Raw genomic sequence first — 14737 nt, forward strand, 5'->3', positions numbered from 1 at the left:
CTCCTGAAAAGAGATGCGCTATTGTGCTTTTTTTCATTTGAGAAATAAAATTGATTTATTGCATCTATTCATGAATAAAAAAGATGAATTACTCTCTGCGTCAGTTAAAAGTATTCGTCACCGTCGCCCGGGCCAGAAGCTTCAGCCGGGCAGGGGAGATGATTGGCTTAAGTCAGTCGGCCGTCAGCCATAGCGTCAAAGAGCTGGAGCATCAGACCGGCGTCCGGCTACTCGACCGTACCACTCGCGAAGTCGTGCTCACCGAAGCGGGTCAGCAGCTGGCGGGGCGGCTGGAGCGTTTGCTCGATGAGTTGACGATTACCCTGCGCGACGCCGGGCGCGTCGGCCAGCAGATGAGCGGTACCGTCAAGGTCGCCGCCAGTCAGACGATTTCCGCCCACCTGATTCCGCAGTGTATTGCTCACAGCAACCGTCGTTATCCAGATATCGATTTTGTGTTGCACGATCGGCCCCAGCAGTGGGTGCTGGAGAGTATTCGCCATGGGGAAGTGGATTTCGGCATTGTGATCGACCCCGGCCCGGCGGCAGATCTGCAGTGTGAAGTGGTCCTGGCGGAACCTTTTTTGCTGCTCTGCCGGGAGGATCATCCTTTTGCCGGCCTGACGGAGGTGCCGTGGCAAGCGCTGCAGGATGAGAGACTGATCCTGCAGGACTATGCCTCCGGCAGCCGTCCGCTGATTGATGCGGCCCTTAGCCGGCTGGCTATCCGGGCGAACATTGTGCAGGAGATTGGTCACCCGGCAACGCTGTTTCCGATGGTAGAGTCGGGAATTGGCATCAGCGTTCTGCCGGCGCTGGCGCTGCCGTTACCGCAGGGGAGCCATCTGACGGTGAAGCGGCTGACCCCGGTGATGGAGCGGCAGTTGATGCTGGCATGCCGGAAAAATCGCTCGCTGTCGACCGCCGCTCAGGCGTTATGGGAAATTGTGCGTGAAGAAGGGGCAAATTTAACCGCTGCGAGGGTGGAAGATCCGCTGTATCAGCGCTGACAGGGGGAGTGCTGCGGGGGAACTCGCGGCAAGACCGCAAACTGCGCATAGCAAAAAGGCGCCTTTAGGGCGCCTTTTTACATTGGTGGGTCGTGCAGGATGACTCGGCTTGGCCTCGCCCTTCGGGCCATCGCCGCAAGCGGCTCCGTTGTCTCACTGCGTTCGACCCGAACCTGCTGCAGAGAAACTCGTCTCATCCTGAGACTCGCCCTGCGGGCCAACGCTGCCGCGTTGTTCAAAATTGTTCCCGACAATTTTGTCGAATCGTTGAGTTCGGCGCATAGCAAAAAGGCGCCTTTAGGGCGCCTTTTTACATTGGTGGGTCGTGCAGGATGACTCGGCTTGGCCTCGCCCTTCGGGCCGTCGCCGCAAGCGGCTCCGTTGTCTCACTGCGTTCGACCCGAACCTGCTGCAGGTTCGAATCGTTGAGTTCGGCGCATAGCAAAAAGGCGCCTTTAGGGCGCCTTTTTACATTGGTGGGTCGTGCAGGATTCGAACCTGCGACCAATTGATTAAAAGTCAACTGCTCTACCAACTGAGCTAACGACCCGAAGTGGTGGGTGATGACGGGATCGAACCGCCGACCCCCTCCTTGTAAGGGAGGTGCTCTCCCAGCTGAGCTAATCACCCACTTCGGTACTTCACATTTTGACAGAAAATCCAGCTGGCGAGAAAGTGGTGGGTGATGACGGGATCGAACCGCCGACCCCCTCCTTGTAAGGGAGGTGCTCTCCCAGCTGAGCTAATCACCCACTTCTCAATTTTCTGTTCTACACGGCGGAGACTACGTTAAGTAGTGGTGGGTGATGACGGGATCGAACCGCCGACCCCCTCCTTGTAAGGGAGGTGCTCTCCCAGCTGAGCTAATCACCCCCGCTGTGTGGAGTCGCATTATAGGGAGAGTTGAAAATGAGTCAACGCCTTTTCTAAAGAATTCGTTCGTTCGTCGTAAAATTAAACAAAGCGATCGTAAAACCGGCGGCGTAGCATGATTTATAAACAAAAATGGCAAACCGTGACGTTCCGACGGGATCAACATTGAGGAATCAGCCCACGGTGTTAGAATATTGACCCATAATTTCCACCGGACATTGCCGGCTATCGGCATCTTTATTAAACGTAAGGCCAATTCATGAAAATCAAAACTCGCTTCGCGCCAAGCCCAACAGGCTATCTGCACGTTGGCGGTGCGCGTACTGCTCTCTATTCCTGGCTTTTTGCTCGTAACCACGGCGGTGAGTTTGTGCTGCGTATTGAAGACACCGATCTCGAACGCTCCACCCCGGAAGCAATTGAAGCCATCATGGATGGCATGAACTGGCTGAATCTGCAATGGGATGAGGGCCCTTATTACCAGACCAAACGTTTCGACCGTTATAACAACGTGATCGATGAGATGCTGGAAGCTGGCACCGCTTATAAATGTTATTGCTCGAAAGAGCGTCTGGAAGCGCTGCGCGAAGAGCAAATGGCGAACGGTGAGAAGCCGCGTTACGATGGCCGCTGCCGCCATAGCCACGAGCATCATGCCGACGATGAGCCGTGCGTGGTGCGTTTCGCCAACCCGCAGGAAGGGTCGGTGATCTTTGACGATCAGATCCGCGGACCTATCGAGTTCAGCAACCAGGAGCTGGACGATCTGATCATTCGTCGTACCGATGGTTCCCCGACCTATAACTTCTGCGTGGTGGTAGATGACTGGGATATGGCGATCACCCATGTGATCCGTGGTGAAGATCATATCAACAACACACCGCGCCAGATCAACATCCTCAAAGCGCTGAATGCGCCGGTGCCGGTTTACGCCCACGTGTCGATGATCAACGGCGATGACGGTAAAAAACTGTCCAAACGCCACGGTGCGGTGAGCGTGATGCAGTATCGTGACGACGGCTACCTGCCGGAAGCGCTGCTTAACTATCTGGTACGTCTGGGGTGGTCCCATGGCGATCAGGAGATCTTCACCCGCGAAGAGATGATCGAGTTCTTTTCGCTGGGGGCGGTCAGCAAATCCGCGAGTGCGTTCAACACCGACAAACTGCTGTGGCTGAACCATCACTACATCAATACGCTGCCGGCGGAATACGTGGCGACGCATCTGCAGTGGCACATCGAGCAGGAAAATATCGATACCCGTAATGGCCCACAGCTGGCCGAGCTGGTGAAACTGCTGGGCGAGCGTTGCAAAACGCTGAAAGAGATTGCTCAGAGCTGCCGCTACTTCTATGAAGAGTTCGCTGAGTTCGACGCCGATGCGGCGAAGAAACATCTGCGTCCGGTGGCGCGTCAGCCGCTGGAAGTGGTTCGCGACAAGCTGGCGGCGATCGGCGACTGGACAGCGGAAAACGTCCACCATGCAATTCAGGCAACCGCTGATGAGCTGGAAGTCGGCATGGGTAAAGTCGGCATGCCGCTGCGCGTGGCGGTTACCGGGGCAGGGCAGTCTCCTGCGCTTGACGTCACCGTCCACGCTATCGGTAAATCCCGTAGCGTTGAGCGTATCAACAAAGCGCTGGCTTTTATCGCTGAACGTGAAGGTCAGGCGTCCTGATTGGGACGTGGATGAAACAACGGCAGGGTTACCCCTGCCGTTTTTTTTGTCTGTTACACCGGGCTGGCGATGCCGAGGCGGGCAAGAAAGCCGCTAATCCCTTCCCGGGCCAGCAGATCGCGAAGCTGTAGCTGTTCGGCCGGAGTCATCAGTTGCAGGGTTTCCGTGATTTGCCGCCAGACCACGTCAGCCTCATTGACCAGATAAGCGCCGGGCGATTCCGCCAAATGATTGTCGGTAAACAGATGGCGCCTGGCAGGCGCATTGGTCAGAAATTCGAGCACCGGTTTGTCGATGACCACCAGTCGCGCGCGTCCTCCTTTGACGCCGGGTATCGCTTCCGTGCGCCATTTTTGCTGGCGAACCCAGCGATTGATCGTTTGTCTGGCCAGTCCCAGGCAGTCGGCGAGCTCTGCGGGTGTCATTTTATCTTTCAGTTTCATCATGCTTTACCGATCGCGGATCCCTAACCGAAGCAGTAACCCGGTGATCCCTTCGCGCAGCAACAGCGACATCAGCTGCTTCTGCTCGCTGGGAGTGAGCTCTTTGCTAAGGGTCAGCAGCAGCGATTCCAGATCGCTGTCGTGGGTAGAATAGGCGCCTGGTGTCTCTGCCACGCGCTGAGCGCTGCGGATAAACTCCCTGACTTGCTCATTGACATGGACCAGCCGCGCTTTGCCACCCTGGACGCCAGGCCGCGGAGAGGTTTGCCAGCCTTCTTTCCGCACCCATTTATTGATGGTTTGCCGACTATAGCCGGTCAGGTGGGCGATTTCTTCAGGTGTCATTCGTTCCTTGAGCATACTATTTCCTGAGTAAATGTATGGGAATTAGCTGCACATGTTATAGCATCCTTTTACGTGAAAAAGTGACCTGTTTAACTTCTGGCTGCGATAAGGCTCGCAATGTCAGCAAGTTGCCTGCTTTTTCAGCGATTGAATTGCGAAGGATAATTTTGCCGTTGACACCTGAGCGAGGAATTCATATTATGCCGCCCGTCAACACGACACGCTTTACGTTACGGGGCTATAGCTCAGCTGGGAGAGCGCTTGCATGGCATGCAAGAGGTCAGCGGTTCGATCCCGCTTAGCTCCACCAAATTCTGCACCCAGCAGATTTGGTTCGTAAAGAGGTCCTGTGGGGCTATAGCTCAGCTGGGAGAGCGCTTGCATGGCATGCAAGAGGTCAGCGGTTCGATCCCGCTTAGCTCCACCAAAATTCAGAACCCTCGCCTCGGCGGGGGTTTTTGTTTTTAGCTGTTTTCATGTAAAGCACTTTCTGGTTAAGTCAGTTAATCTCCAGCTATTAAAATCGAAAGTAATTTCAGACTTTTTCCTGATAATTCACCTTGCCTGCCCTAAATAAGCAACATAACATTTCCCCCATTAAACGTAATGAGGTTGCCGGAGTTTTAATTAACAATAATGCTTGATAAAATTAACATTAATATCAAAAAAACTCTGTTGGCCTTTCTCGTCAGTTTAGTCGCTATTCCGCTGGCTCGTTTTATTTCACCGCAAACGGTTATTGATGGCAATCTTATTTATATTGCCTGGCTGCCAATCAGCGTGATGTTTTCTGTTATTTTTATCTTTGGCCGCTATGCGATCGCACCATTAATTCTCGCGTTTGCCATTACCAATAGCTTTCTCATTGAATTAACGCTGTCACAGGCGCTTATTCTGCTCTTTTGTCAGCTGTTTGCTGTGTTTGTCTCCTGCGCTGTTTTACGCCTGATGGTGGGCAAGCGCTGGCGGTGTGGCCCCACGGCGAAACATATGGGGGCGCGGATCTTCTGGGGCGGCTTCTTCGCGCCGGTGCTGTTGAAAATCACCATGTACCTTGCCGGGCAATATTTTGCGTTTCCATTATCTATTACCAGTTACTTTGGTAGTATGCCGTTGATTTATACCGTAATAGATATCCAAAGTTTAATCAGCGCGGCATTAATTTTTACGACGTTTCTTTATTATCCAATGCGGATGATTATCAGTCCGCACTATGCCCGACGTTTCTGGCGTCAGGAATGTTTACCATGGCTGGCACCCAAACATCGTTCTTTTACCCTATATTGGTTTATCTCGCTGGCGCTTTTATTAACTTTACTGTGTGCGCCGTATCAGTCTGAATTTATTGCCGGTTATTTAGTTCCGGTGATATTTATTGTCTACTTTATCGGGATTAGCCGGATTGGTCATGCGCTGCTGCGTATTTCATGGTCTGTCTCAGCCTTTTTGCTGGTGGTGTATAATAAAAACTTTCTCCAGGGCGTCCAGAGCGAGTATTCATTATCCTTTGTGCTGTCAGTCCTGATCTCCTTCACTATCTGTTTGTTTTATATGGCAGACACCTATGCCCGCAGCGATCGCAATAAACGCCGCTGGCGTAGCCAGGCGGAAGAGGATCCGCTGACGGGCTTACCTAATCTGCGCGCGCTGGTGAGCCATTTACAGAGCAGTCCTCTGCAGGCTATCTGCAGCTTGCGTATCGATAATCTCGATTTTCTTAGCCGACATTATGGGCTAATGATGGGCGTGGACTGTAAACGGCAAATCATCCGGGCGCTTCAGCCGCTGTTGGGGGCAACGGATAAAGTCTTCCAGGTTCCCGGCAGCGAATTGATCCTCGTGCTTGACGGGCCGGACCCTGCGGCGCGGCTAAACCATATGGTCGCCATCCTCAACCACAAAAAGTTCAGCTGGCATAATCAGCCGCTGGATCTTGAGTTTGGCGCGGCATGGAGCCGTGATGACGGTCAGGGTGAGACGCTGCACCAGATGCTGGGCCAGCTCAGCTGGCTTTCCGAACAGGCGGGCAGTGAACGCCGGGTACTGGCGTTGGATGAGGAGCAGGAGCTGGTGGTGGATCAAACCACCGAGCAGGTACGCCTCCTGATGCGCGTCAAGCAGGTTCTCAAAGAGCGGGCGCTGGTGCTCTATGCGCAACCGATTCAAAACGCGGAGGGGGAGGGCTATCATGAGATCCTCACGCGCATGCGCTGTGGTGACGGCGTCATTATGCCGGATCAGTTTATTCCGCTGATTGTGCAGTTTAACCTCAGCCAGCGTTTTGACATGCTGGTGCTGGAGACCCTGTTCAGTTCGCTCCATCAGCATCCCGGCCAGCGGTTCTCGGTCAATCTGCTGCCTTCAACCCTGATGCAAAAAGACAGCGCGGCGCAGATTATCGCGCTGTTTCAACGCTATCGCATTTCGCCAGATCTTATCACCATTGAGGTGACCGAAGAGCAGGCCTTCTCCAATGCCGACACCAGCCAGCAAAATCTCGACGCGCTGCGCGCGTTTGGCTGCGCCATCGCCATTGATGACTTTGGCACCGGTTATGCGAACTATGAACGACTGAAGCATCTGCAGGCCGATATCATTAAGATTGACGGCTGCTTCGTCCGCGACATTCTGACGGACCCGCTGGATGCCATTATGGTGAAATCGATTGTCGAAATGGCGCGGGCGAAACAGATGAGCGTGGTGGCGGAATATGTCGAAAGCGAACCGCAAAAAGCGCGCTTGCTGGAACTGGGCGTGAATTATCTGCAGGGTTACCTGGTCGGTAAGCCTCAGCCGTTGGGCGAATGACGGGTAAAAAAAAGCCGGGCATTGCCCGGCTCAGATGATAGGCGCCTGTTACAGAACCAGTGCCGCAATCGAAGCGGACAGCACGCTAACCAGCGTGGAGCCGTAGACCAGCTTCAGACCGAAGCGAGAAACCACGTTACCCTGTTCTTCGTTCAAGCCTTTGATCGCCCCGGCGATGATGCCGATAGATGAGAAGTTGGCGAAGGAGACCAGGAAGATAGAGATAATGCCTTCCGCACGCGGAGAGAGCGTCGAGGCGATTTTCTGCAGATCCATCATGGCGACGAATTCGTTGGAGACCAGCTTGGTGGCCATAATACTGCCCACCTGCAGCGCTTCGCTTGCCGGCACACCCATCACCCAGGCAACCGGGTAGAAGATATAGCCGAGGATCCCCTGGAAGGAGATGCTGTAGCCGAACCAGCCGGTCACGGTGGCGAACAGGGCGTTCAGGGCCGAGATCAGCGCGATGAAGCCGATCAGCATCGCCGCCACGATAATCGCGACTTTAAAGCCCGCCAGAATGTACTCGCCCAGCATTTCGAAGAAGCTCTGGCCTTCGTGCAGATTCGACATCTGCAGATTTTCTTCGCTCTCTTCCACGCGGTACGGGTTAATCAATGACAGAACGATAAAGGTGCTGAACATGTTGAGCACCAGCGCCGCGACGACATACTTCGGCTGCAGCATGGTCATGTACGCGCCTACGATCGACATCGACACGGTGGACATCGCCGTCGCCGCCATGGTGTACATGCGGTTGCGCGACATTTTGCCGAGAATATCTTTATAGGCGATAAAGTTTTCCGACTGACCGAGGATCAGCGAGCTCACGGCGTTGAAGGATTCCAGCTTGCCCATGCCGTTGATTTTCGACAGAACGGTACCGATGGCACGGATGACAATCGGCAGAATACGAATATGCTGCAAAATACCGATCAACGCGGAAATGAAGACGATAGGGCACAGAACCTTAAGGAAGAAGAAGGCCAGACCTTTATCGTTCATGCTGCCGAACACGAAGTTTGTCCCTTCGTTGGCAAACCCGAGAAGCTTTTCAAACATCTCAGAGAAGCCTTTCACAAAACCCAGACCAATATCGGAGTTCAGGAAGAACCAGGCCAGCAGGACTTCGATGACAAGCAGTTGAACAACATAACGAATACGGATCTTTTTACGGTCGTGACTGACCAACAGGGCCAGTATAGCCACCACAACGATCGCGAGGACAAAATGCAAGACGCGGTCCATAGTTGCTCCAAATATGAGGCAGGTTAAATTTCCGTGCACATTCTATGCAACGGCTTTAAAGAAAACGAGATCAATTGCACACTATTGCAAGGAACTGTGACCAATGGCAAAAATAGTGATCAAACATCCACTTTTGTTATGTTACGTAAAGGTTTTAAAAGTTGCATTCTTGTACTACTCTTAGTACTGGGCACGCTCTCGTGTTCTAACGCCCGTTTTTCATTTCCGGCCAGCTATTGTTCCCGCCTATCACAGCAATCATTATCTCCATTTTAAATGAACTTGATAATCATTCGCATTTTGATAGCATGAAACATAGCAAAGGCTATATTTCCAGAGGCAGAAGATGACTAGCAGTCGCGTTGAGAATAGCAGTAGTCGCGCCGCGCGCAAGGTGAAGCTCGCCCTCATGGGGCCCGCTTTCGTCGCTGCCATTGGCTATATCGACCCCGGTAATTTCGCCACTAACATTCAGGCTGGCGCCAGCTTTGGCTATCAGCTGCTGTGGGTCGTGGTATGGGCCAACCTGATGGCGATGCTGATCCAGGTGCTCTCTGCCAAACTGGGCATTGCCACCGGCAAAAATCTGGCCGAGCAGATCCGTGACCATTACCCGCGCCCGGTGGTGTGGTTCTATTGGGTGCAGGCGGAAATCATTGCGATGGCCACCGACCTGGCTGAATTTATCGGCGCCGCGATTGGCTTTAAGCTGGTACTGGGCGTGTCGCTTCTGCAGGGGGCGGTGCTGACCGGGGTGGCGACCTTCCTGATCCTGATGCTGCAGCGGCGCGGGCAAAAGCCGCTGGAGAAGGTGATCGGCGGGCTGCTGTTGTTTGTCGCTGTGGCCTATGTCGTGGAGTTGATCTTTTCTCAGCCCGCGCTGGCCCCCCTGACAAAAGGGCTGGTGATCCCTACGCTGCCCAACGGCGAGGCGGTATTCTTAGCCGCCGGGGTACTGGGGGCGACCATTATGCCGCACGTTATCTACTTACATTCCTCGCTTACCCAGCATCTGCACGGCGGTACGCGGAAAGAACGCTATAACGCGACCCGCTGGGATGTGGCGATCGCCATGACCATTGCCGGGTTTGTCAACCTGGCGATGATGGCGACCGCCGCGGCGGCATTCCATTTCAACGGCCATACCGGCGTCGCCGATCTCGATCAGGCTTACAGAACGCTGGAGCCACTGCTGAGCCACGCGGCGGCGACCATCTTTGGTCTGAGCCTGGTCGCTGCAGGTTTATCATCGACGGTAGTGGGTACCCTGGCAGGGCAGGTCGTCATGCAGGGGTTTATCCGCTTTCATATTCCGCTGTGGTTTCGCCGGGCGGTCACCATGCTGCCGTCGTTTGTGGTGATCCTGCTGGGGCTGGATCCTACGCGTATCCTGGTGATGAGTCAGGTGCTGCTGAGCTTTGGTATTGCGCTTGCTCTGGTGCCGCTGCTGATATTTACCAGCAATGCGCAACTGATGGGCGACCTGGTGAATACCCGCTGGGTGAGAGTCACTGGCTGGGTGATTGTCGCCATTGTGGTGAGTCTGAACGGCTGGTTAATTGTGGGATCGCTGCTCGGCGTGGCGTAGTTCTTGACCCGCGCTGGTTAAAGCAAAGGGGAGCCAATGGGCTCCCCTTTTCGTCTGTTAGTGATGACCATGGCCATGGCCACGTCCGCCCGGGCCTCGTCCCCAGCCGCCGCGGTGGTCGTCGCGGTCGCTCCAGCCAGCACGATAGCCGCGCTCCCAGGCTTTATTTTTACCCTTGTCCCAGCCGCGGTGCCAGCCGTTGTCATGTCGATGCCAACGGTTATCACGCCATTCATAGTGACGACGCCAGTAATCACGGTCGCGCCAGCCGCCACCGTCCCAGTAGTTACCGTAATTGTCACGATCGCCTATTTGTAATTTTACCGATGGCAGCAGGGTGATTTCACCAGCGTTAGCGACTAGTGGCGCTGCGGCCAGCAGTACTGCTGCCAGAATCAGTGACCTGAACATACTCTTCTCCTTCACGATCGGGGCCGTAAGCGGCCTGTTAACCTGATATTACGGGCCGGTAAAGACCCGCCGCATCGGACGAACTCCGAAAGCGCAGAAAAGAGCACTTTTTGCTAAAGTAACATTTGCTTTACAGCGCAAGGATGGCGTCGATGGCCGCGCACTCTTCGGTGCTGAAATGGCGATTCTGCAGCATGCCGACGGCATCATCCAGCTGCGTGGTTTTGCTGGCGCCGATCAGCACGGAGGTCACTTTCTCCTCGCGCAGAACCCAGGCCAGCGCCATCTGCGACAGCTTCTGCCCGCGCTCTTCCGCTATCGTATTTAGCTGACGAATTTTTTCTAATCGCGCGGCGGTCAGTTGCTCCGGCTGCAGAAAACGACTGCTGCTGGCGGCGCGAGAGTCGGCCGGGATACCGTTCAGATAGCGATCGGTAAGCTGTCCGCCCGCCAGCGGTGAAAACGCTATACTTCCCACCCCTTCCGTCTGCAGAAAATCCAGCAGCCCCTCTTCCGCACTGCGTTCGAACATCGAATAGCGGGGCTGGTGAATGACGCAGGGCGTACCGAGGTCGTTAAGGATCTTCACCGCCTCCTGCGCCTGGGCCAGCGGATAGTTGGAGATCCCGACGTACAGCGCTTTACCCTGACGGACAAGATGATCGAGCGCACGCATTGTTTCCATCAGTGGGGTCTGCGGGTCCGGGCGGTGATGATAAAAAATATCGACATACTCCAGCCCCATGCGCTGCAGGCTCTGGTTAAGACTGGCCACCAGATATTTGCGTGAGCCCCAGTCGCCGTACGGGCCGTCCCACATGGTGTAGCCCGCTTTGGTGGAGATGATCAACTCATCGCGATAGGGCTGGAGCGCCTCTTTCAGAATGCGGCCAAAATTGCTCTCTGCTGAACCCGGCGGCGGCCCATAGTTGTTGGCGAGGTCGAAATGAGTTATGCCAAGGTCAAACGCGTGCAGGAGCATCTGCCGGCTGATCTCCACGCGCGTTTCGTCGCCAAAGTTGTGCCACAGGCCGAGAGAAATCGCCGGGAGCTGAAGGCCGCTGCGACCGCAGCGACGATATTCCATCGTTTGATATCGCGTGGTGCTTGCCTGGTAAACCATTCTTCCTCCGCAGATAAAACAGGGTGTGTATGCGTTTACACTAATCAATGTTTTGCGTGGAGTACACCGCTTTTTGGGCGTAACTATTGCTTTACACCGGCTTTATCGTCCCCCTTCTGGACAGGCGGATCGCTTATTCAATACTCAAATTACACCTGCACCAAAATGAGGATAATGGACATGCAACCGACCTACACTATTGGGGATTATCTGCTGGATCGCCTCGTTGACTGCGGTATTGACCGCTTGTTCGGCGTACCAGGGGATTACAACTTACAGTTTCTCGATCGCGTCATCGCGCACAGCGCATTAGGCTGGGTCGGCTGCGCCAACGAGCTGAATGCGGCCTATGCCGCTGACGGATATGCGCGCATCAAAGGGGCCGGTGCGCTGCTGACCACCTACGGCGTCGGCGAACTGAGCGCGCTGAACGGCATTGCGGGTAGCTATGCGGAACATATTCCGGTATTGCATATCGTCGGCGCGCCCTCTACCGGCGCTCAGCAGCGTGGCGAACTGCTGCACCATACCCTCGGCGATGGCGATTTTCGCCATTTCGCCCGCATGAGCGAGCAGATCACCTGCAGCCAGGCGCTGCTGACCGCCGGCAACGCCTGCCATGAGATCGACCGTGTCCTGCGCGATATGCTGACGCATCATCGGCCCGGCTATCTGATGCTGCCGGCCGATGTCGCCAGAGCAGCAGCGATTGCCCCAGCCCAGCGCTTACTGGTGGAGCCCGCTCCGGCGGATGAAAACCAGCTCGCCGGGTTCCGCGAACATGCCAGCCGCCTGCTGCGGGGCAGCCGACGCATTTCTCTGCTGGCGGATTTCCTGGCGCAACGCTATGGTCTGCAGAACACGCTCCGGGAGTGGGTGGCGAAAACCCCCATCGCTCACGCCACCATGCTAATGGGCAAGGGGTTGTTCGATGAGCAGCTGAGCGGGTTTGTCGGGACCTATAGCGGGATCGCCAGCGCCCCGCAGACCCGGGAGGCGATTGAAAACGCCGACACCATCATCTGCATTGGTACGCGCTTCACCGACACTATCACCGCGGGATTCACCCAGCATCTGGCGCGGGAGAAGACCATTGAGATCCAGCCCTTCGCCGTCAGGGTGGGCGACCACTGGTTCAGCGGCGTGCCGATGGATCAAGCTCTGGCTGCATTAATGACGCTTTCCGCCCCGCTGGCGGCGGAGTGGGCGGCGCCTCAGGTCGTGGCGCCGGAAGTGGAAGAGGAGGGCGAAGGCGAGTTAACCCAGAAGAATTTCTGGTCGACAGTGCAGGATGCGCTGCGCCCCGGCGATATTATCCTCGCCGATCAGGGGACGGCGGCGTTTGGCATCGCGGCGCTTAAGCTCCCCTCTGAGGCATCGCTGATCGTCCAGCCGCTGTGGGGATCGATTGGTTTTACCCTCCCGGCGGCCTATGGCGCGCAAACCGCGGCGGCAGAGCGGCGGGTGGTGCTGATTGTCGGCGATGGCGCTGCCCAACTCACGATTCAGGAGATGGGCTCTATGCTTCGCGATAAGCAAAAACCGCTTATTCTGTTGCTGAATAACGAAGGGTATACCGTGGAGCGGGCGATTCATGGCCCTGAGCAGCGCTACAATGACATCGCCCTGTGGGACTGGCAGCGGCTGCCGGAAGCTTTCGCCCCGGACGTTGTTTCTCGCTGCTGGCGGGTCACGCACACGGCTGAGCTACGGGAAGCGATGGCGGAAAGCATCACCTCCGATACCCTTACCCTGGTCGAAGTGATGCTACCGAAAATGGATATCCCCGATTTCCTGCGTGCGGTGACGCAGGCGCTGGAGGAACGAAACAGCCGCGTTTAGTCGGTATGTCGTTTGGCAATCATCAACGGCCTCCCGGCCAGCAGCAGCCAGGCCGGGAGCATCACAATGCACAGCAGCGGTAGCAGCGTCGTATCCGGGACCACCACGGCGGCCATAAACAGGCTAAGCCAGCCGTCGCGGGTGACGACCAGCACCATGCCGAGGATCGCGCAGGAGACGGTGATCGCCGCTGGCACGGCATCCACGTGGGCATGCAGCATCAGCCCCAGCGCCACCCCGACGAAGACCGCCGGGAAAATCCGCCCACCGCGGAAACCGCTGGCGGAGGCGAGCACCAGGGCAGCCAGTTTGACCAGCGCGATGAGCAGAAAATCCGCGGCGGTTAGCGTCTGGCTGAAAGCCAGCTGCTGCATCTCATCCAGCCCCTTAAACAGCGTTAAGGGCCCGCCAATAGTCCCCAGGATCCCCAGCAGCAGCCCGCCGATGCCCAGCGTCAGGATGGGATGTCTCAGGCGATGCATCAGGGCGTGCAGGCGCGGCAGACACCAGACGGCCACCATGCCGACGGCGATAGCAATCAGAGCGACGATCATGCCGCTGATGATATCGACGAAGTGCATCTGGCCATAATGGGGGATCGGCAGCGTGAAATGTGGGTGGAAAAACAGCCCGGTCGTCAGCGCGCCCGCGGCGGCGGCAAGCAGCGGCGCAAAAAGACGATCCCACAGCGGCGACTCGTTGCTGCTGTTGAGGGTTTGCGAAAAAATCAGCGCGGCGGCCACCGGGGTGCCGAAGAGGGCGCCGATGGTGCCTGAGGCCGCGAGGATGGTCCAGTCCAGCGAGCTGACGCGCGGAAACAGCCGTGAACCGACGGCGACGGCCAGCGCAATATTCACCACCATAATCGGATGCTCCGGGCCGAGACTGACGCCGCCGGCAAGGCCGAGGATCAGCGCGGCCAGCAGCCCGGGCAGCGCGCCGGTGGCAATGGGGGCGCCAATGAGCGATTCGGTCGCCGGATCCGGCCCGGCGTGTCCCGGGCTGTAGCGGACGACCAGGCCCACGGCGATCCCTGTCGCCGTGAGCATGGCGATAATCCATAGCGGGCTGTCAGCGCTGATCCCCAACTGGGTGGGCAGATTGCTCCACAGCACGCGCTGTAGCAGCGCGGCAACCTTCATCGCGCCGATCAGGATCAGACTGCAGGCGATACCTATCAGGATGGCCGGCACCGACAGGATCAGCATTGTTCTGGCGCGAGGATGGAGCATGAAAATGTCCTTGTCAAAGTTCTGAAGCACTACTTTGCCTTCGTCGGTAGGGGCCGTCGATGCAAATGGTGCTGAAACGATAAAGTTAAGGCGGCGTCTGATTCCCGCGGCGTCGTTTACCGACTACCTTGCA

General features: G+C 56.2%; 11 protein-coding genes, 6 tRNA genes and 2 other RNA genes. 7 read left to right on the forward strand and 12 right to left on the reverse strand.

The window, feature by feature from the left end; genetic code table 11:
* Positions 1 to 83: 83 nt before the first annotated feature.
* Entirely contained in the window at positions 84 to 1010 is a 927-nt protein-coding gene (locus SP68_RS06860; protein ID WP_008803880.1) for a LysR family transcriptional regulator, read from the forward strand.
* An 83-nt stretch (positions 1011 to 1093) separates the two neighbouring features.
* Here SP68_RS06860 and SP68_RS06865 read toward each other — a convergent pair.
* From SP68_RS06865 to SP68_RS06890, 6 genes are all read right to left on the reverse strand, one after another.
* Positions 1094 to 1231, reverse strand: a non-coding RNA gene (locus SP68_RS06865) — RtT sRNA.
* Between the two features lie 95 nt (positions 1232 to 1326).
* Positions 1327 to 1462, reverse strand: a non-coding RNA gene (locus SP68_RS06870) — RtT sRNA.
* A 22-nt stretch (positions 1463 to 1484) separates the two neighbouring features.
* A tRNA-Lys gene (locus tag SP68_RS06875) sits at positions 1485 to 1560 on the reverse strand.
* 4 nt (positions 1561 to 1564) lie between these two features.
* Positions 1565 to 1640, reverse strand: a tRNA-Val gene (locus tag SP68_RS06880).
* 46 nt (positions 1641 to 1686) lie between these two features.
* Positions 1687 to 1762: transfer RNA gene (locus SP68_RS06885), tRNA-Val, on the reverse strand.
* 45 nt (positions 1763 to 1807) lie between these two features.
* Positions 1808 to 1883, reverse strand: a tRNA-Val gene (locus SP68_RS06890).
* Between the two features lie 259 nt (positions 1884 to 2142).
* Between SP68_RS06890 and gltX the strand changes: the two genes are divergently transcribed.
* A complete protein-coding gene (gene gltX, locus SP68_RS06895) occupies positions 2143 to 3561 on the forward strand; it encodes a glutamate--tRNA ligase (protein ID WP_008803881.1) in 1419 nt (472 codons plus the stop codon).
* Positions 3562 to 3614: 53 nt separating this feature from the next.
* On the opposite strand, the gene SP68_RS06900 is transcribed toward gltX, so the two are convergent.
* Positions 3615 to 4007 (reverse strand): MerR family transcriptional regulator, encoded by a 393-nt coding sequence (locus SP68_RS06900; RefSeq protein ID WP_012967480.1) that lies wholly within the window; start codon positions 4005 to 4007, stop codon positions 3615 to 3617.
* Positions 4008 to 4010: 3 nt separating this feature from the next.
* Positions 4011 to 4364, reverse strand: coding sequence for a YfeC-like transcriptional regulator (locus tag SP68_RS06905; protein WP_008803883.1), 354 nt, complete (start codon positions 4362 to 4364; stop codon positions 4011 to 4013).
* Between the two features lie 219 nt (positions 4365 to 4583).
* Here SP68_RS06905 and SP68_RS06910 point away from each other — a divergent pair.
* The 3 genes from SP68_RS06910 (at position 4584) to SP68_RS06920 (ending at position 7157) form a co-directional block, all read left to right on the forward strand.
* Positions 4584 to 4659 (forward strand) — tRNA-Ala (locus tag SP68_RS06910).
* A 41-nt stretch (positions 4660 to 4700) separates the two neighbouring features.
* Positions 4701 to 4776: transfer RNA gene (locus SP68_RS06915), tRNA-Ala, on the forward strand.
* Positions 4777 to 4985: 209 nt separating this feature from the next.
* Entirely contained in the window at positions 4986 to 7157 is a 2172-nt protein-coding gene (locus SP68_RS06920; RefSeq protein ID WP_012967481.1) for an EAL domain-containing protein, read from the forward strand.
* Positions 7158 to 7205: 48 nt separating this feature from the next.
* Here SP68_RS06920 and nupC read toward each other — a convergent pair whose 3' ends face one another.
* Positions 7206 to 8408, reverse strand: coding sequence for a nucleoside permease NupC (nupC, locus tag SP68_RS06925; protein ID WP_012540950.1), 1203 nt, complete (start codon positions 8406 to 8408; stop codon positions 7206 to 7208).
* A gap of 346 nt (positions 8409 to 8754) precedes the next feature.
* On the opposite strand from nupC, the gene SP68_RS06930 reads away from it, so the two are divergent.
* Positions 8755 to 9996, forward strand: coding sequence for an Nramp family divalent metal transporter (locus tag SP68_RS06930; RefSeq protein WP_012540951.1), 1242 nt, complete (start codon positions 8755 to 8757; stop codon positions 9994 to 9996).
* Between the two features lie 57 nt (positions 9997 to 10053).
* Here the strand turns inward: SP68_RS06930 and SP68_RS06935 are convergent, their stop codons facing one another.
* The gene (locus tag SP68_RS06935; protein ID WP_008803887.1) at positions 10054 to 10407 is read right to left on the reverse strand and encodes a DUF2502 domain-containing protein; all 354 of its coding nucleotides are present in this window, start codon (positions 10405 to 10407) and stop codon (positions 10054 to 10056) included.
* Between the two features lie 130 nt (positions 10408 to 10537).
* Positions 10538 to 11530 carry an L-glyceraldehyde 3-phosphate reductase gene (gene mgrA, locus SP68_RS06940; RefSeq protein ID WP_032730868.1) on the reverse strand — a complete coding sequence of 331 codons (993 nt, stop codon included), beginning with the start codon at positions 11528 to 11530 and terminating at the stop codon, positions 10538 to 10540.
* Positions 11531 to 11710: 180 nt separating this feature from the next.
* On the opposite strand from mgrA, the gene SP68_RS06945 reads away from it, so the two are divergent.
* Positions 11711 to 13372, forward strand: coding sequence for an alpha-keto acid decarboxylase family protein (locus SP68_RS06945; protein WP_022066013.1), 1662 nt, complete (start codon positions 11711 to 11713; stop codon positions 13370 to 13372).
* On the opposite strand, the gene SP68_RS06950 is transcribed toward SP68_RS06945, so the two are convergent.
* Positions 13369 to 14604, reverse strand: a complete 1236-nt coding sequence (locus SP68_RS06950; RefSeq protein WP_022066014.1) for an ion channel protein — start codon at positions 14602 to 14604, stop codon at positions 13369 to 13371. The two genes, SP68_RS06945 and SP68_RS06950, sit on opposite strands and share 4 nt — an antisense overlap.
* Between the last annotated feature and the right edge of the window lie 133 nt (positions 14605 to 14737).

The sequence above is a fragment of the Klebsiella variicola genome (assembly GCF_000828055.2).
In the GTDB taxonomy this organism is placed as follows: domain Bacteria; phylum Pseudomonadota; class Gammaproteobacteria; order Enterobacterales; family Enterobacteriaceae; genus Klebsiella; species Klebsiella variicola.